Source organism: Mycobacterium sp. DL, assembly GCF_039729195.1.
Lineage (GTDB): Bacteria > Actinomycetota > Actinomycetes > Mycobacteriales > Mycobacteriaceae > Mycobacterium > Mycobacterium hippocampi_A.
The window spans coordinates 2,561,131-2,577,118 of the sequence record NZ_CP155796.1 but is presented as its reverse complement, the minus strand read 5'-3'; the positions used below and the strand labels follow the sequence as shown (position 1 = coordinate 2,577,118).

The 15,988-nt window shown below is 67.5% G+C and carries 18 protein-coding genes; 4 read left to right on the top strand and 14 right to left on the bottom strand.

The genetic code is table 11. From position 1 onward, the window contains the following. Positions 1-23 precede the first annotated feature (23 nt). Both ABDC78_RS12470 and ABDC78_RS12465 read right to left on the bottom strand, forming a co-directional pair. Entirely contained in the window at positions 24-368 is a 345-nt protein-coding gene (locus ABDC78_RS12470) for a hypothetical protein (protein ID WP_256736014.1), read from the bottom strand. Positions 369-400: 32 nt separating this feature from the next. Further along, positions 401-1,156: a YebC/PmpR family DNA-binding transcriptional regulator gene (locus ABDC78_RS12465; protein WP_178358421.1), complete on the bottom strand. Its 756-nt coding sequence runs from the start codon at positions 1,154-1,156 to the stop codon at positions 401-403. 27 nt (positions 1,157-1,183) lie between these two features. Between ABDC78_RS12465 and ABDC78_RS12460 the strand changes: the two genes are divergently transcribed. Genes ABDC78_RS12460 through ABDC78_RS12450 form a run of 3 tightly spaced genes read left to right on the top strand, consistent with a single transcriptional unit; the run spans position 1,184 to position 4,331 of the window. Then, complete coding sequence (locus tag ABDC78_RS12460) at positions 1,184-1,321, top strand: hypothetical protein (RefSeq protein WP_178358420.1); 138 nt, start codon at positions 1,184-1,186, stop codon at positions 1,319-1,321. 9 nt (positions 1,322-1,330) lie between these two features. Continuing rightward, on the top strand, positions 1,331-3,109 hold the full coding sequence (locus ABDC78_RS12455) for a CocE/NonD family hydrolase (RefSeq protein ID WP_178358419.1): 1,779 nt from the start codon (positions 1,331-1,333) through the stop codon (positions 3,107-3,109). A gap of 10 nt (positions 3,110-3,119) precedes the next feature. Beyond that, a complete protein-coding gene (locus tag ABDC78_RS12450; RefSeq protein ID WP_178358418.1) occupies positions 3,120-4,331 on the top strand; it encodes an acyl-CoA dehydrogenase family protein in 1,212 nt (403 codons plus the stop codon). A 102-nt stretch (positions 4,332-4,433) separates the two neighbouring features. Here ABDC78_RS12450 and ABDC78_RS12445 read toward each other — a convergent pair whose 3' ends face one another. Then, positions 4,434-5,309: an SDR family NAD(P)-dependent oxidoreductase gene (locus ABDC78_RS12445; RefSeq protein ID WP_256736013.1), complete on the bottom strand. Its 876-nt coding sequence runs from the start codon at positions 5,307-5,309 to the stop codon at positions 4,434-4,436. Positions 5,310-5,359: 50 nt separating this feature from the next. Between ABDC78_RS12445 and ABDC78_RS12440 the strand changes: the two genes are divergently transcribed. Next, a complete protein-coding gene (locus tag ABDC78_RS12440; RefSeq protein WP_178358417.1) occupies positions 5,360-5,932 on the top strand; it encodes a TetR/AcrR family transcriptional regulator in 573 nt (190 codons plus the stop codon). Positions 5,933-5,937: 5 nt separating this feature from the next. On the opposite strand, the gene pdxT is transcribed toward ABDC78_RS12440, so the two are convergent. The 11 genes from pdxT to ABDC78_RS12385 all read right to left on the bottom strand — a co-directional run bounded on the left by pdxT (position 5,938) and on the right by ABDC78_RS12385 (position 15,969). Continuing rightward, entirely contained in the window at positions 5,938-6,531 is a 594-nt protein-coding gene (gene pdxT / locus ABDC78_RS12435) for a pyridoxal 5'-phosphate synthase glutaminase subunit PdxT (RefSeq protein ID WP_178358416.1), read from the bottom strand. Beyond that, on the bottom strand, positions 6,528-7,376 hold the full coding sequence (gene tesB, locus ABDC78_RS12430; RefSeq protein ID WP_178358415.1) for an acyl-CoA thioesterase II: 849 nt from the start codon (positions 7,374-7,376) through the stop codon (positions 6,528-6,530). The genes pdxT and tesB overlap by 4 nt, the downstream gene beginning before the upstream one ends. A 35-nt stretch (positions 7,377-7,411) precedes the next feature. After that, positions 7,412-8,260 (bottom strand): pyridoxal 5'-phosphate synthase lyase subunit PdxS, encoded by an 849-nt coding sequence (gene pdxS, locus ABDC78_RS12425; RefSeq protein WP_256736024.1) that lies wholly within the window; start codon positions 8,258-8,260, stop codon positions 7,412-7,414. Positions 8,261-8,419: 159 nt separating this feature from the next. After that, a complete protein-coding gene (locus ABDC78_RS12420; protein WP_178358413.1) occupies positions 8,420-9,463 on the bottom strand; it encodes an NUDIX domain-containing protein in 1,044 nt (347 codons plus the stop codon). Then, positions 9,460-10,590: a glycosyltransferase family 4 protein gene (locus tag ABDC78_RS12415; protein ID WP_178358412.1), complete on the bottom strand. Its 1,131-nt coding sequence runs from the start codon at positions 10,588-10,590 to the stop codon at positions 9,460-9,462. The genes ABDC78_RS12420 and ABDC78_RS12415 overlap by 4 nt, the downstream gene beginning before the upstream one ends. After that, on the bottom strand, positions 10,590-11,546 hold the full coding sequence (locus ABDC78_RS12410; protein ID WP_178358411.1) for a phosphatidylinositol mannoside acyltransferase: 957 nt from the start codon (positions 11,544-11,546) through the stop codon (positions 10,590-10,592). The genes ABDC78_RS12415 and ABDC78_RS12410 overlap by 1 nt, the downstream gene beginning before the upstream one ends. Then, complete coding sequence (gene pgsA / locus ABDC78_RS12405) at positions 11,543-12,214, bottom strand: phosphatidylinositol phosphate synthase (protein WP_306172911.1); 672 nt, start codon at positions 12,212-12,214, stop codon at positions 11,543-11,545. Before pgsA ends, ABDC78_RS12410 begins: the two co-directional genes overlap by 4 nt. Then, complete coding sequence (locus ABDC78_RS12400) at positions 12,211-12,780, bottom strand: HIT domain-containing protein (protein ID WP_178358522.1); 570 nt, start codon at positions 12,778-12,780, stop codon at positions 12,211-12,213. The genes pgsA and ABDC78_RS12400 overlap by 4 nt, the downstream gene beginning before the upstream one ends. Beyond that, complete coding sequence (gene thrS, locus ABDC78_RS12395) at positions 12,764-14,827, bottom strand: threonine--tRNA ligase (RefSeq protein WP_178358410.1); 2,064 nt, start codon at positions 14,825-14,827, stop codon at positions 12,764-12,766. The genes ABDC78_RS12400 and thrS overlap by 17 nt, the downstream gene beginning before the upstream one ends. Positions 14,828-14,914: 87 nt before the next feature. Then, complete coding sequence (locus tag ABDC78_RS12390; RefSeq protein WP_178358409.1) at positions 14,915-15,343, bottom strand: TIGR02611 family protein; 429 nt, start codon at positions 15,341-15,343, stop codon at positions 14,915-14,917. Then, positions 15,340-15,969, bottom strand: coding sequence for a PaaI family thioesterase (locus tag ABDC78_RS12385; RefSeq protein WP_178358408.1), 630 nt, complete (start codon positions 15,967-15,969; stop codon positions 15,340-15,342). Before ABDC78_RS12385 ends, ABDC78_RS12390 begins: the two co-directional genes overlap by 4 nt. Between the last annotated feature and the right edge of the window lie 19 nt (positions 15,970-15,988).

The window sequence follows — 15,988 nt, the reverse complement described above, 5'->3', positions numbered from 1 at the left end:
GGCGCGACGGAGTTCCCGATCCGTCAGTGGAGCTCGGTGGCGGTCTGCTCCACGTCCCGTCGGTCGCCGTCGTCGCCCTGCCCGCGTGCCTGAGCCGAGTCGGCCAATTCCCTGATCCGTTCACCGGACCTGCGCCAACCGCGTACCCGCTCGCGGTCGACCTCCACACCGTCGCGCTCGATCACGATCGTCCACGGCATCCCCAGCCATTTCGCCACCAGCCAGAACGGCCACAGCGCCATGAACGGGAGCATGACGAGCAGGATCACCATGTCCAGCGTCGCGAAACCGGTCTCCCACGGGATCGCCCGCCACCACCAGCGACGCACGATCCATGTGGTGCCGTCGAGATCTTTCACCTTCGCCATGACCGCACCGCTTCCGATCTGGCCGGGTCGCCTCAGTCCTCGTCGAGGGCGGCGGCGACCTCGTCGGGGATTTCGATGTTGGTGTAGACGTCCTGCACGTCGTCGCTGTCTTCGAGCGCATCGATCAACTTGAGAACCTTGCGGGCCCCCTCGACGTCGACCGGCACCGACACCGACGGCTGGAATCCCGCGTCGGCTGAGTCGTAGTCGATGCCCGCGTCCTGCAACGCGGTTCGCACTGCAACCAGATCGGTTGGCTCACAGACGATTTCGAAGCCATCGCCGAGATCGGTGACATCCTCGGCGCCGGCTTCGAGCACCGCGGTCAGTACGTCGTCCTCGGAGAGGCCGTTCTTCTCGAGCGTGATCACACCCTTGCGGGAGAAAAGGTAGGACACCGATCCGGGGTCGGCCATGTTGCCGCCGTTGCGGGTCATCGCCACGCGGACCTCACCGGCAGCGCGGTTGCGGTTGTCGGTCAGGCATTCGATCAGGACCGCGACACCGTTGGGGCCGTAACCCTCGTACATGATCGTCTGCCAATCCGCACCGCCCGCCTCTTCACCGGCGCCGCGCTTACGGGCGCGCTCGATGTTGTCGTTGGGCACCGACGTCTTCTTGGCCTTCTGAATGGCGTCGTACAGCGTCGGGTTGCCGGCAGGGTCACCCCCGCCCGTGCGGGCGGCCACCTCGATGTTCTTGATCAGCCGCGCGAACTCCTTGCCGCGGCGTGCGTCCTTGACGGCCTTCTGGTGCTTTGTGGTGGCCCACTTGGAATGGCCGCTCATGCGGAACTACCTCGCTCATCTCGATCGGTGGCAACCCGACGAGTCTACGTGGACCGCACCGCGCCGACGTCACGTTGGTGCCCTGAGATCGCGCGGAATGTGGTGCTGCGGGTTGGCCGAGACCGCATCGACGATCTCGTCGTCGCCGATCGGTCGGCGTCGTAGCGTGAGACCATGCCGCGCCACGAACGCCAGCTCAACGGCCCGCAGACCACGGGACGGCACTACCGGAATCTCAGCCGACCCCGGTACGGAATCCGACGCGTCGACAACGTCGCGGTGCCGATGCGCGACGGGGTCACCCTGCTCGCCGACATCCACCGTCCCGACACAAACGGGAGATTTCCGGCGCTCATCGCGGCGTCGCCTTATCCCCGTCAGATGCAGGACCTCGGCGCACCCGCCGGTTTCATCGAGGCGGGCGCCACCGACTTCTGGGTGCCGCGCGGCTACACGCACGTGATCGCCAATGTCCGAGGCACCGGCGGCTCCGGCGGTACGTTCGGCTTCTTCGACCCGCAGGAACGTCAAGACATGTACGACCTGGTCGAGTGGGCGGCGGCGCAGCCCTGGTGCGACGGCCACGTCGGCATGATCGGCATCAGCTACTTCGCGATGACCCAGTTGGAGGCGGCCGTCGAGCGCCCGCCGCACCTCGAGGCGATCTTTCCCGTGGCGGTGACCGCCGATCTCTACGACGCCGCCTCCCACCACGGCCTGGCCAGCGCCACCTTCATCACGCCGTTTCTGGCGATGATGGGGCTGACCTCGGATCGCAGCGACGCGTTCTGGCGGCGCAACCCGGTCATTGCGGCGGCGCGACGAATCCTCAACACCCCCAGGCTGCACCGCAAGTTCTCCACCATGAACGGCGAGGGGGCCGTCACGATGATGCGCGAGCTGCTCAAGTTGCCGCACAGTCCGCATCCCTGGGATGACCTGTGGCTGGAGACGATGGTCCGACATCCCCTGCGCGATGAGTGGTGGGAGGACCGCAACCTGCTGCCACTGCTGCGCAACATCGAAATACCGGTCTACCTCGGTTGCGATTGGGAGAACGTACCGCTACACCTGCCTTCGACGTTCACAGCCTGGGATGCCCTGGCGCACAACCCGAATGTGCGGATGGCGCTACTGGGACAGTTCGGTCTGACCTGGCCGTGGGAGAGCCTGCACACCGAGGCGCTCGCGTGGTACGACCACTGGCTCAAGGGCGTCGACACCGGGATCATGGATGGGCCGCCGATCCGCTACGTGCTGCCGGGCGCCGACGACTGGCGCACCAGCCTGAGCTGGCCTCCGGATGCACACCACCACCGACTGGCTTTGCGCGCCGACGGTGGACTCTCCGAGGTCGAAGGCCCGCCCGGGGCGCGCGAGTACCTCACTCTCGGCGCCGGACTCAACCGCGCCAAGGCCAGCCCGATCGATCCGCTGTCCATGCTTGCGTGGACATCGGAAGCACTGGCCGGGGATCTCGACGTCGCCGGCCCCATCGAACTGCGCCTGGTGGCGTCGGCAACCGCGATGGACACCGCCTGGATGGCGACGCTGCAAGAGGTGTCGCCCGACGGCGAGGTCGTCGACGTCACCGCCGGATGGCTTCGCGCGAGCCTGCGGTCGATCGACGAGGCCGCGAGCCGCGACGGCGCTCCGGCGCTGCCCTGCACCGGGGCCATCGCGGTCCCCGTCGGCGAACAAGTCGACTATCGAATCCCGTTGGTCACCAACGCCCGTCGCTTCTCGGCGGGCCACCGGATCCGTCTCGTACTCACCAGCGACGATCAGAATCGGGGCACTCCGGCGATCATGAACTTCCGCCATGCGAGCGTGGGAACCAGCAGCCTGAACACCATTCACTCGGCGTCGCGGCTTCTGCTGCCGGTACTGAACGGCGAAGAGGCAGGTGTTCTTTCGGTCACAGTGGACGAAAGCAAACTTACCGAGAAGTAAGATGCCGCCCATGACGTTTTCCCTCGACCTGTCCCCCGACCTGATCCACGTCCGGGACTGGGTGCACGAGTTCGCCGCCGACGTGATCCGGCCCGCGGCCGCGGAATGGGACGAACGCGAAGAGACGCCGTGGCCCATCATCCAGGAGGCCGCCAAAGTCGGCCTCTACTCGATGGAGTTGTTCGCCGAGCAGACCGCCGAACCTTCCGGGCTGGGCATGATCGTGGTCTTCGAGGAGATGTTCTGGGGTGATGCCGGCATCGCGCTGGCCATCCTCGGCACCGGCCTGGCCGCGGCCTCGGTGGCCGCGAACGGCACTCCCGAACAGGTCGGCGAGTGGGTCCCGCAGATGTTCGGCTCGATCGACGAACCCAAGGTCGCGGCGTTCTGCTCGTCAGAACCAGGCGCCGGCTCCGATGTCGGCGCGATCCTCACCCGCGCCCGGTACGACGAGGCCACCGACGAGTGGGTCCTCAACGGAACCAAGACATGGGCCACCAACGGCGGCATCGCCAACGTCCACGTGGTGGTCGCCTCCGTCTTCCCGGAGCTGGGCACCCGCGGTCAGGCGTCGTTCATCATCCCGCCGGGCACCAAGGGGCTGAGCCAGGGCCAGAAGTTCCTCAAGCACGGTATCCGCGCCTCCCACACCGCCGAGGTGGTGCTCGAGGACGTGCGCATCCCCGGCCGCCTCATCATCGGCGGCAAGGAGAAGTTCGACGCGCGCATCGCGAAGGTCCGCGACGGCAAGAAGGCCGCCGGGCAGGCCGCGATGGCGACCTTCGAGCGGACCAGGCCCACGGTCGGCGCGATGGCCGTCGGTGTAGCCAGAGGCGCCTACGAGTACGCCCGCGACTATGCCTGCGAGCGTGAGCAGTTCGGACGCAAGATCGGCGAGTTCCAGGCGGTCGCGTTCAAGCTGGCCGACATGAAAGCGCGCATCGACGCCGCCCGCATGCTGGTCTATCGCGCCGGCTGGATGGCCCGCAACGGCAAGGAGTTCACCTCGGCCGAGGGGTCGATGGCCAAGCTGGTGGCCAGCGAGACCGCCGTCTACGTCACCGACGAGGCGATCCAGATCCTCGGCGGCAACGGCTACACCCGCGATTACCCCGTGGAGCGGATGCACCGCGACGCCAAGATCTTCACCATCTTCGAGGGCACCAGCGAGATCCAGCGTCTGGTGATGGCACGCGCCATCACCGGCCTGCCGATCCGCTGAATTCACTGACGCACAAGTAGAATTCGCCGTGATGGCGGGTCACGCCCCTGTCACCACCCGCAATGGTGGCGTCAAGGCAACGACCCGCATGATCTTTTCCGCTCAGATGTTGGTTTCGTCGGGAAAATGGGGACGCAGAGCGGCGGCGAAGACGCGGTCGAGCATTCGATCGGGCAGGAACGGCAGCCAGCGGATCATCGCGGCTTCGCGGCCGACCGGGTACCGAGTCCGCGGCTTGCGCGTCGTCACCGCCTTGCCGATCACCTTGGCCGCGGCCTCAGCGGGCAGCCCTGACTTCGTGGACGACACAGCCTGTGCGTTCACGGCGTGCACCAGATCACCGTAGCGCCGGCTCTGTTCCGGCGTCATCGCCGACACCAGCTCGCCGGCGGTAGCGATCGCCCGGCCGAGCATTTCCGTGCGTACGGCGCCCGGTTCGATCACGACGACGCTGACACCGAACGCGGCGACTTCGCGTCGCAACGAGTCGCTGACGGCTTCGAGCGCGAATTTTGTTGCCGCGTAAGGACCGTAGGTGGCCATCGCGACCTTGCCGCCCACGGAGCTGATGTTCACCACGCGACCCCTGTTGCGCATGAGGGCAGGCAGCAGCGCCTGGATCACGGCGATCTGGCCGAAGAGGTTGACCTCGAACATGCGTCGCCATTCGTCGATCGCAAAGGCTTCGATCGGCACGTTGGCCTGGACGGCGGCGTTGTTCACCAGCGCCCGGACTGCCCGGCGCTGCGGATCGCCGTTCACCCGAGTGACCAGCGCCTCGATGTGGTCGGGTTCGGTGATGTCGAGGATCAGCGGCTCGATATCCGGCCCCCGGATGGCAGCGGCGTCCTGGTCGCGGCGGACACCTGCAAGGACATGAAACCCCCGCCGGGCCAGTTCACGTGCCGCCGCCGCGCCGATGCCGGTCGACGCACCCGTGACGATGACGATCTCCTGGATTTCAGATGACATTGTCATCTCGACGAGGGTACGCTGACAGATGACAATGTCAACATAAAATGGGGGGCATGGTCAGCCGCATCGAATCAGCCGCCGCCACACGCCGCGCGCTGCTCGAGGATGCCGCCGAACTGCTCGACAGCGGTGGCCCCGATGCCGTGACGCTGCGCGAGGTAGCTGCGCGTACAGGTCTCAGCCGCGGTGCGCCCTACCGGCACTTCGCGAACAAGGAGAGCTTGCTCACGGCGGTTGCTGCCGAGAGCTGGAACCACATCGGTGACCGCATGCACGCCCTTCAGACGGACGCGCAGCTGCTACCCGCCGACAAGCTGCGCGCGGCCCTGCTCAGCGTCATCGAGGTCAGCCGCCAACAGCCCTATCGATACCAGCTGATGTTCACCACCCCAGCATCGGACCCAACCGCGATAGTCCGGGCCGCGCAACGCATGTGCGATGAGTTCATTGTCATCGTCACCGCGGTCGTCGGCGAACAGGACGCCCAACGGTGCGCGGCCATCCTCCTGACCGGCGCGCACGGTGCGGCCGGCCTGGAACAGAGCGGCTTGCTCAGCAACGACAAATGGGACACGACTGCCGAGGACCTCACCGACAGCCTGATCGCGGCGATCGCACCGTCCTAGAGATTTCAGGCGCGGTCGATGACCATCTCGACGAACAACTGGTGTACGCGGCGGTCGCCGGTGACCTCGGGATGAAACGCCGTCGCGAGCATGCGGCCCTGGCGCACCGCGACGGGATGTCCGGCCGCCCGCGCGAGCACTTCCACGCCCGCACCGACACGCTCCACCCACGGTGCCCGGATGAACACCGCGTGCAGGGGCCCATCGAGCCCCTCGAAATCGATGTCATCCTCGAAGGAATCAACCTGGCGGCCGAAAGCGTTGCGGCGCACGGTCATATCGATTGCATTGAGCGGAGTGGCGTCACGGCCGGGCACGCCCGCGTCGAGGATCTCGGTGGCCAACAGGATCATCCCGGCACACGACCCGTAGGCGGGCATACCGTCGGCCAGTCGGGTGCGCAACGGTTCGAGGAGTTCGAACACACGCAGCAGATGGCTCATCGTGGTGGACTCGCCGCCCGGAATCACCAGGGCGTCAACCGAGTCGAGTTCGGCGGCACGCCGCACGGTCGATGCGTCGGCGCCGGCGGCACGCAACGCGGCGAGGTGCTCGCGGGTATCACCTTGCAGCGCGAGAACACCGATGCGCGGGCTCACCCGCGGCCGGGCGTGAAATCGCGGGCGTAGCGGGTCAGACCCTCCTGCATCACCGCCGCGACCATTTCGCCGTACCGGTTGTAGATCTTGCCCTGGGTCAGCGACCGTCCGCCGCAGGCCGACGGGGATGACTGGTCGTAGAGCAGCCACTCGTCGGCCCGGAACGCGCGCATGAACCACATCGCATGATCCAGCGACGCCACCATCAGGTGCCTGCGCTCCTCAGGGTGGTTGACCTGAGCCGAACCCAGCAGCGTCAGGTCACTCATGTAGGCCAGCGCGCAGATGTGCAGGACGTGATCGTCGGGCAACGGATCGCGGTGCCGGAACCACACCTGCTGCTGGGAGGCCTTGCCCTCGCGCACCCCCAGGAGTTCGCGCGGCACGATCCGCACGTCCCACTCGTCGAACTGCCGGAAGCTGGCGTCGTCGAACACCTTGCTGGCCGACTTGAAGTCGGGGATGTCGTCGGGCGGCGGAGCGGCGGGCATCGTGTTCTGATGTTCGATGCCGCTCTGGTCGGTCTGGAACGACGCCGACATCGAGAAGATCGTCTCGCCGTGCTGGATCGCGGTCACCCGGCGGGTGCAGAACGAGCCGCCGTCGCGGATCCGTTCCACGGTGTACACCGACGGCGACCGCGCGTCACCCGCCCGCAGGAAGTACCCGTGCAGCGAGTGCACCTGGTATCTCGGGTCGACGGTGCGCACCGCGGACACCAGCGACTGGCCTGCGACGTGGCCGCCGAACGTGCGCTGCAGAAACCCGGATTCCGGGCTGAAGACACCACCGCGGTAGATGTTGACCTCGATCTGCTCCAGATCGAGGATCTCCTCGATCGCCATCTACCGTTTGCTCTTCGCGCAAGCGCTCATCGACGTCACCAGCCGCGTTCGGCGAGCCGGTGCGGCTGCGCGATGTCTTCCACGTTGATTCCGACCATCGCCTCGCCCAGCCCACGCGACACCTTGGCCAGCACGTCGGGATCGTCGTAGAAGGTGGTCGCCTTGACGATCGCGGCGGCCCGCTCCGCGGGATTGCCGGCCTTGAAGATGCCGGAGCCGACGAAGACGCCTTCCGCCCCCAGTTGCATCATCATCGCCGCATCGGCCGGTGTGGCGATGCCGCCGGCGGTGAACAGCGTGACAGGCAGCTTGCCGGCCCGCGCCACCTCGACGACGAGGTCGAATGGTGCCTGCAATTCCTTTGCGGCTACGTACAGTTCGTCTTCGGACAACGATGTGAGCCGACGGATCTCGCCACCGATCTTGCGCATGTGCGTCGTGGCGTTGGACACGTCCCCGGTGCCGGCTTCACCCTTGGACCGGATCATCGCCGCGCCCTCGGTGATGCGGCGCAGCGCCTCACCCAGGTTGGTCGCCCCGCACACGAACGGGACGGTGAACTTCCACTTGTCGATGTGGTGGGCGTAGTCCGCCGGCGTCAGCACCTCGGACTCGTCGACATAGTCGACGCCGAGGCTCTGCAGGATCTGCGCCTCGACGAAGTGCCCAATACGCGCCTTGGCCATCACCGGAATCGTGACGGCGGCGATGATGCCCTCGATCATGTCGGGATCGCTCATCCGCGACACCCCACCCTGGGCGCGGATGTCTGCGGGGACGCGTTCGAGCGCCATCACTGCGACGGCCCCCGCGGATTCGGCGATGCGGGCCTGCTCCGGGGTGACGACGTCCATGATGACGCCACCCTTGAGCATCTCGGCCATGCCGCGCTTGACCCGCGCTGTGCCGCGAGCGGGTGATGCCCCCAGGCCTGCCCCAGGCGTTTCGGATTCCACCGTGATCTCCTTCAATCGCTACTGATCCAGTCTAGATGCGACCGCAAATGCGATTGATCCGGTGGGCACGCGTGCCGACACCGCATGTCACCTGATCAATTGCAGCGGCCTCGCTGGTGCCGCATCCACGGTGTCGGCCAGCGCGCTCGCCTCGTCGAGGAGCTCGCCCAACTGCACCGGGTACACGGTCTCGCCGTTGGCGACCAGTTCGCCGATCATTGTCGCATCGCACCACCGGTGATCCTGAATGTAGGTCCGCTCCAGACCGGACCGACCGGAGTCCGATGGTTCGAAGCGGGTCGTCCGGTGCACGAAGTACATCTCCTCGCTGCGGATCACCGACCCGTTGAAGTCGATGACGGCGTCGCGGCACCAGACCGGACCGACCATGTCGCCCGGGGCCACCCGCAGACCGGTCTCCTCCTCGAGTTCGCGGGCCGCAGTCTGGGCCAGCGACTCCCCCGCTTGGGCTGCACCACCGATCGTGAACCACCACCGCGGTGGGGGCGTAGCCCCACCCGCGGCGGCCGGATCCGAGCCGCACAGCAACAGCACGGCGCCGGAGTCGTCGAGCAGGACGACCCGCGCCGACGTGCGCCTGTTCACCGGGACCTCCTCGCGCGTCGACCGCGCCCCGCCCTCGGAGATCTCGAAATAGGTTGGCAGCGCGGCTGTTCCGCCGAGTCGCAGGACGCGCACCGCGGGCCGCTCGCGCAGCGCCAGAGTGTCGCGAACCGCGTCGTTGTGGAAGCGTCGCGCCAGCAGGACGCGGGCCTCTGCGTCGGCCAATTCGGCCACCAGGGCGGGCGGCAGCGATGCCGGATCCACCCGCGCCAGCGCTCCCGACAGTTCGTTCTCGGCGGCCTCGCGGCCCGACCGCGGCGCCCGCTCGGCGGCGTCGGCCAATGCGGCCAACCGTTTGCCCTCCGGACCCACGCCGTAGGCGTCCACCGCCACCGCGCGCGCCACCACCGCCCGCCGGGCCAACGCACCGTCGAGGGCCTGCCATGACAGGTCGTAGCGCACGTGCAGCCGGTCCAGGCGGTTGGCGGTCTGGTAGGCCCAGGCGCCCACCAGCAACACCGCCGCGAGCACGACGGCGATCACCACCGCGGTCACCCACGGAATCATGTGGCGACCTTCACCTTCACCCCGGCACCCGCGACCGTCTCGTACACCCGCATGATCTGCTTGGCGACCACCGACCAGTCGTAGCGCTGCACCGCTTCGGTCGCACAGTCGACGAGGCGCGTCCGGAGGGCGTCATCGGTGAGCACCTCGATCAGGCCCGCTGCCAGCGCCGCCGAGTCGTCGACCGGCACCAACCGCCCGGCGTCTCCGTCGCTCAGGACCCGCCGGAACGCGTCCAGGTCACTGGCCACGACAGCGGTGCCCGCGGCCATCGCCTCGACGAGCACGATGCCGAAGCTCTCCCCGCCGGTGTTGGGGGCGCAGTACACGTCCGCACTGCGCAACGCCGACGCCTTCTCGGCGTCGGTGACCTGGCCCAGGAAACGCAGGTGATCGGCCAGCGGACCGGCATCGTCGCGAAGCTCGTCGACCTCACCATGGCCCACGACGAGGATCTCGACGTCGGGGAACCGCTCGACGACGGCGGGCAGGGCACCGATCAGCACGCTCATGCCCTTGCGCGGCTCGTCGAACCGTCCGAGGAACAGCACCGTCTTGCCGGGACGTGGATATCCGTCCAGGCGGGGCGCCGAGGCGAACGATGCGACGTCGACGCCGTTGGGGATCTCGACGGCATCGCTGCCGAGCGCTTCCATCTGCCAGCGTCTGGCCAGATCGGACACCGCGATACGGCCGACGATCTTCTCGTTCATCGGCCGCAGGAACGGTTCGAACACCGACAGCGTCCGCGACTTCGTCGTCGAGGTGTGAAACGTCGCGACAATCGGTCCCTCGGCGATGTTCAGCGCCAGGATGGACAGGCTCGGCGCATTCGGCTCGTGCAGGTGCAGCACATCGAATTCGCCTTCCCTGAGCCATTTCTTGACCTTGCGGTGGGTGGCCGGCCCGAAGCGCAGTCTGGCCACCGAGCCGTTGTACGGGATCGGAACGGACTTTCCACCGGAGACCACGTAATCCGGCAGGGAGCCGTGCCCTTCGGCCGACGCCGGCGCGAGCACGCTGACGTCGTGCCCATCGCGGTGCATCACCTCGGCGAGCTGCAGGACGTGCGCCTGCACGCCGCCGTGGACATCGAACGAGTACGGGCAGACCATGCCGATGCGCATCAGGTGGCCTCCAGCCGCGCCCTGCGCTCGTCGGACAGGTCCTCGAGCCACTGCGGCTGAAGCATGTGCCAGTCAGCGGGATGCGCGGCGATGTTGCTGGCGAACCGATCCGCAAGCGCCTGGGTGATGGTCGTGACGTCGCCCGAGGCGGTGTCCAGCTCGGGATACACCTGCATGCCCCACCCGTCCCCCTCGAACCAGCAGTGCACCGGCAACAACGCCGCACCGGTGGCCAGCGCGAGCTTGGCCGGGCCCGCGGGCAGCCGGGTCGGCTCACCGAAGAAGTCGACCTGCACTCCGGAGCGCGTCAGGTCGCGGTCGGCCATCAGACACACCACGCCGTTGTCGCGGAGCCGGTCGGACAACACGTCGAACGGTGACCGCGCGCCGCCCGAGAGCGGAACCACCTCGAAGCCCAGGCTCTCCCGGTAGGCGAGGAACCGGTTGTACAGCGATTCGGGCTTGAGTCGCTCGGCAACCGTGGCGAAGGAGCCGTGGTTCTGCGCCAGCCAGACACCGGCCATGTCCCAGTTGCCGCTGTGCGGCAACGCCAGGACCGCTCCCCGACCGTCCTCCAACGCCGACCACACCAAGTCGATGTCGTTGACGCTCAGGCGCCGACCCAGCTCCGCGTGATCCATCGATGGCAACCGAAAGGCCTCCCGCCAGTATCGGGCGTAGGAGGCCAGCGAATCACGAATCAACGCGTCCGGCACCTGCTCGGGCGCCACCCCGATCACCCGTGCCAGGTTCTTGCGCAGCTGCTGGGGTCCACCGTTGCGCGCGGAGTATCGAGCGCCGACGCCGAAGGCATTGCGCGCCACGATCTCCGGGGCAGCGCGCACCAGTCGCCAACCGGCGGCATACCCCCAGTCGGTGAGGTAGCCACCCCATGCGCCCGGGGACGGGATGAGGCCACCGCGACTGCTGTTCGAGCCGGCCGGGTGCGGTGTCATTGTTCGGTGGTCTCGGGTTTCTCACTGGTCTCGGCGCTCGCGAGGCGCTCCATCGCGCCGTTGGAGACCCGCACACTGTGCAACCGCTGGCCCACCGTCACCACGCTGGCGAGCGCCAGCACCCACATCGCGATGTCGAGCACCCAGGGCAGGCTGACGAACGGCAGGTCGGACAACCATGCACCCAGCAAGATGATCACCAGCCGCTCGGGCCGCTCGATCAGCCCGCCGTCGCCGCTGAGGCCGCTGGCCTCCGCGCGGGCCTTGATGTACGAGATGACCTGCGAGGACACCAGGCAGATCATCGTCGCGACCACCAACTCGGCGCTGTCACGCCCGAACGCGGCCCACCACAGCAACCCGCAGAACAACGCGCCGTCGCTGATCCGGTCGCAGGTGGCGTCGAGCACCGAACCGAACCGGGTGCCGCCGCCCCGTTCGCGGGCCATCGCCCCGTCGAGCATGTCGGCGAGCACGAAGAACGCGACCACCAGGGCGCCGGCGAACAACTGTCCGATGGGGAACAGGATGAGCGCGCCCAGCACGGCGCCTGCGGTGCCGAGGATGGTGACGCTGTCGGGGGTCAGACCCAGCCGCAGCGCGCCTTTGGCCACCGGTCGCGACAGCTTCGCGTAGGCCGCCCGGGTCATCAGGTAGAAGTCGCTCAACGCTGGTTCTCCCACTCGGCGGCGAGCAGCTGACGGGTGTCCCTGAGCAGCTGTGGGATGACCTTGGAGTCACCGATGATCGTGATGAAGTTGGCGTCACCGCCCCAGCGCGGCACCACATGCATGTGCAGGTGCTCAGCCAGGCTGCCGCCCGCCGAGTGACCGAGGTTGAGGCCGACGTTGAAACCGTGTGGTTGCGAGACGGCTTTGATGACCCGAATGGCCATCTGCGCGAATGCCATCAACTCCGCGCCTTCCTCGATGGTGAGGTCCTCGAGCTCGGAGACCCTGCGGTACGGCACCACCATCAGGTGGCCGGGGTTGTACGGGTAGAGGTTGAGCACGGCGTAGACCAGTTCACCGCGGGCGACCACGAGACCGTCTTCGTCGGACATCGTCGGGATGTCGCTGAACGGCTCGGTGGTGGTCGCGCGTCCGGTTTTCATCGGCGCCTCGGCGATATAGGACATCCGATGCGGCGTCCACAGCCGCTGCAGATGGTCCGGGTCGCCGACCCCGCGGTCTACGATCGTGTGCTCGGGATCCACGTCACCCCTCGCCTGCATCTGTGTCGACGACGACGAGTTCTGCAGTGGGCGTGGCATTCTCGCGGCGCGTAACCCAGTCCACGATCGCCTCGACCGCCTTGTCACGTGGGACGCCGTTGATCTGCGTGCGGTCCCCGAACCGGAATGACACCGCGTCAGCCTCCACATCGCGGTCGCCCGCGAGCAGCATGAACGGCACCTTCTGGTTGGTGTGGTTGACGATCTTCTTGGCCATCCGGTCGTCGCTGGCGTCGACCTCGGCGCGGATGCCGCGCTTGCGCAGCTGTGCCACCACGTCGTCGAGGTAGGCGACGTGGCCGTCGGCCACCGGGATCGCGACCACCTGCACCGGGGACAGCCAGGCCGGGAAAGCGCCGGCGTAGTGCTCGGTGAGGATGCCGAAGAACCGCTCGATCGAGCCGAACAGCGCGCGATGGATCATCACCGGCCGCTGCCGCGTGCCGTCGGCGGCGGTGTACTCCAGTTCGAATCTGTCCGGGAAGTTGAAGTCGAGCTGGATGGTCGACATCTGCCAGCTGCGACCGAGCGCGTCGCGGGCCTGCACCGAGATCTTGGGGCCGTAGAACGCGGCGCCCCCCGGGTCGGGCACCAGTTCGAGCCCAGACTCGGCGGCCACCTCGGCCAGCGTGTTGGTGGCCTCCTCCCAGATCTCGTCGGAACCGACGAATTTCTTGGGGTCCTTGGTGGACAGTTCGAGGTAGAAGTCGTCGAGCCCGTAGTCGCCGAGCAACTCGAGGATGAAGCTCAGCAGCGACCTGAGCTCGTCGCGCATCTGATCCCGGGTGCAGAAGATGTGGGCGTCGTCCATCGTCAGCCCGCGCACCCTGGTCAGCCCGTGGACCACACCCGATTTCTCGTAGCGGTACACCGCACCGAACTCGAAGGCGCGCAACGGGAGTTCGCGGTAGGACCGGCCCCGGGCACGGTAGATCAGGCAGTGCATCGGGCAGTTCATCGGTTTGAGGTAATAGTCCTGGCCCGGCTTGCGCACCGTGCCGTCCTCGTTGAACTCGGCGTCGATCTGCATCGGCGGGAACATGCCGTCGGCGTACCAGTCCAGGTGTCCGGAAGTGTGGAACAGCTGCGCCTTGGTGATGTGCGGGGTGTTGACGAACTCGTAGCCGGCCTCGATGTGCTTGCGGCGCGAGTAGTCTTCGAGTTCGCGACGCACGATTCCACCCTTGGGGTGGAATACCGGTAAGCCCGAACCGATCTCGTCGGGGAAGCTGAACAGATCCAGCTCGACGCCGAGCTTGCGGTGGTCGCGGCGCTGCGCTTCCTCGATGAGCTCGAGGTGACGGTCGAGCGCTTCCTGCGACTCCCAGGCGGTGCCGTAGACGCGCTGCAGGCTCGCGTTGTTCTGATCGCCGCGCCAGTACGCCGCCGAGCTGCGGGTCAGTTTGAACGCCGGGATGTAGCGCGTGGTGGGGATGTGCGGCCCGCGGCACAGGTCGCCCCAAACCCGTTCGCGGGTGCGGGGGTTGAGGTTGTCGTAGGCGGTGAGCTCGTCCCCACCGACCTCCATGACCTCGGGGTCGCCGGACTTGTCGTCGACGAGTTCCAATTTGTAGGGCTCACCGGCGAGCTCGTCGCGGGCCTCGTCCTTGGACTCGAAGACGCGGCGGGAGAACAGCTGGCCTTCCTTGACGATCTGACGCATCCGCTTCTCGAGCGCCTCGAGATCTTCGGGGGTGAAAGGCTCGGTGACATCGAAGTCGTAGTAGAAGCCGTCGGTGATGGGCGGGCCGATCCCGAGTTTGGCATCGGGGAACAGCCCCTGCACCGCCTGGGCGAGGACGTGGGCGGCCGAGTGGCGGATGACGCTTCTTCCGTCCTCGGTGTCGGCCGCAACGGGGGTGACCTCGATGTCGGCGTCGGGGACCCACGCCAGATCACGCAGTCGCCCGTCGGGGTCGCGTACGACCACGACGGCGTCTGGTTCCCCCCTGGCAGGCAAGCCGGCGTCGCGAACCGCCTGCCCTGCGGTCGTCCCGGCAGCGACCCGGATCGGGGCTGCTGGGGCAGGGTTGGCGGGGGCGCTCATCGCGGGCTCTCCAAACTTTCGGGTGGTAAGTGCGTGGTCAGGCCGGGGGCGGGTCGCTGACCGCGACCATGCTATCGGTGTGTGCCCTCACGACCCGATACCAATAGGGCTATCCAGCCAATCGTGCTCGATGCCGACCAACCCCGCCGCCCAGCCGAGCGCGCCGAACAACCACAGCGTGGCCAGCACGATGGCAGCCGTGAACACCGCGCCCAGCAACTGCACCCACAGGCCCTGCTCCTTGAACCACGCCATCGCGGCGTCGTAGCGCTCCCGCGCATACGCCAGCAGTTTCCGGGCCCAGTCGAATTCGGTCGCCAGGATCGCCAGGCCGACGAAGACGATCGCCCAGCCCGGGCCCGGGTACGGGATGGCGATGATGCCCACGGCAAGGACCAGCAGGCCGACCACGCCGACGATGATGCGATACACCAGGTCGGCCACGCGTCGCTCGCGCAGTCGATCGCGCCAGCGCGCCCACCGGCGGGTGAAACCGACACGTCTGCCCTCGCTCATGGCTGCCCCGGCTTGAGCATCACGAACAGCGAATGGGCCTCGGCGAGCACATCGCTGCCGTCGAGCAGGCGGCCGGAGACGAAGATCTTGCGGCCCACGATCTCGTCGATGGTCGCCTCGACCTGGAGTTGCTTCTCCACCGGGGCGATCTTGCGGTAGTCGACATGCAGGAACGCGGTGCGTTGCGCCCGGTTGCGGCTGAGCTTGAACGCCGTGAAACCCAGCAGCGAATCGAACAGATGCGCCACGGATCCGCCGTGCGCTGCGCCGTTGCGGCCCAGGTGGAAGCGGCGGAACTGAGCGACACCGCTGATCCGGCCATCCTCGGTGACGTGCAGGTCCACCGGGACCTGCAGGATGTTCCCGCGATTCGGCAGGTCCAGCCTGCGCCCCGACGGGGAGGACCATTCGTCGGCGTCGTAGGGGGCGAGCAGCCTCGACGCCGCCTCGATCAAGTCGGCGGCTTCGGTGATGATCTGGTCGGGAGCGTCGGCCGCACGGGCATGGTCCTGCAGTGCGCGCACGGCTGCGACGAAGCGCCCGTAGTCCGGCCCGCCGTGGGTCGTCGGTGCCGGCGGATTGAATCCCCCGCCCACGGGTGCATCGACGGGTTCATGGGAACTCACCCGCTCACCGTATTGGTTG

What these genes read in the sequence shown, in the direction of transcription:
- ABDC78_RS12470 (WP_256736014.1), bottom strand. Translation starts at nt 368, where the DNA reads ATGGCGAAGGTGAAAGATCTCGACGGCACCACATGGATCGTGCGTCGC.
- ABDC78_RS12465 (WP_178358421.1), bottom strand. Translation starts at nt 1,156, where the DNA reads ATGAGCGGCCATTCCAAGTGGGCCACCACAAAGCACCAGAAGGCCGTC.
- ABDC78_RS12455 (WP_178358419.1), top strand. Translation starts at nt 1,331, where the DNA reads ATGCCGCGCCACGAACGCCAGCTCAACGGCCCGCAGACCACGGGACGG.
- ABDC78_RS12450 (WP_178358418.1), top strand. Translation starts at nt 3,120, where the DNA reads ATGACGTTTTCCCTCGACCTGTCCCCCGACCTGATCCACGTCCGGGAC.
- ABDC78_RS12445 (WP_256736013.1), bottom strand. Translation starts at nt 5,309, where the DNA reads ATGACAATGTCATCTGAAATCCAGGAGATCGTCATCGTCACGGGTGCG.
- ABDC78_RS12440 (WP_178358417.1), top strand. Translation starts at nt 5,360, where the DNA reads ATGGTCAGCCGCATCGAATCAGCCGCCGCCACACGCCGCGCGCTGCTC.
- tesB (WP_178358415.1), bottom strand. Translation starts at nt 7,376, where the DNA reads ATGGCGATCGAGGAGATCCTCGATCTGGAGCAGATCGAGGTCAACATC.
- pdxS (WP_256736024.1), bottom strand. Translation starts at nt 8,260, where the DNA reads ATGGCCGAGATGCTCAAGGGTGGCGTCATCATGGACGTCGTCACCCCG.
- ABDC78_RS12420 (WP_178358413.1), bottom strand. Translation starts at nt 9,463, where the DNA reads ATGATTCCGTGGGTGACCGCGGTGGTGATCGCCGTCGTGCTCGCGGCG.
- ABDC78_RS12415 (WP_178358412.1), bottom strand. Translation starts at nt 10,590, where the DNA reads ATGCGCATCGGCATGGTCTGCCCGTACTCGTTCGATGTCCACGGCGGC.
- ABDC78_RS12410 (WP_178358411.1), bottom strand. Translation starts at nt 11,546, where the DNA reads ATGACACCGCACCCGGCCGGCTCGAACAGCAGTCGCGGTGGCCTCATC.
- ABDC78_RS12400 (WP_178358522.1), bottom strand. Translation starts at nt 12,780, where the DNA reads ATGCAGGCGAGGGGTGACGTGGATCCCGAGCACACGATCGTAGACCGC.
- thrS (WP_178358410.1), bottom strand. Translation starts at nt 14,827, where the DNA reads ATGAGCGCCCCCGCCAACCCTGCCCCAGCAGCCCCGATCCGGGTCGCT.
- ABDC78_RS12390 (WP_178358409.1), bottom strand. Translation starts at nt 15,343, where the DNA reads ATGAGCGAGGGCAGACGTGTCGGTTTCACCCGCCGGTGGGCGCGCTGG.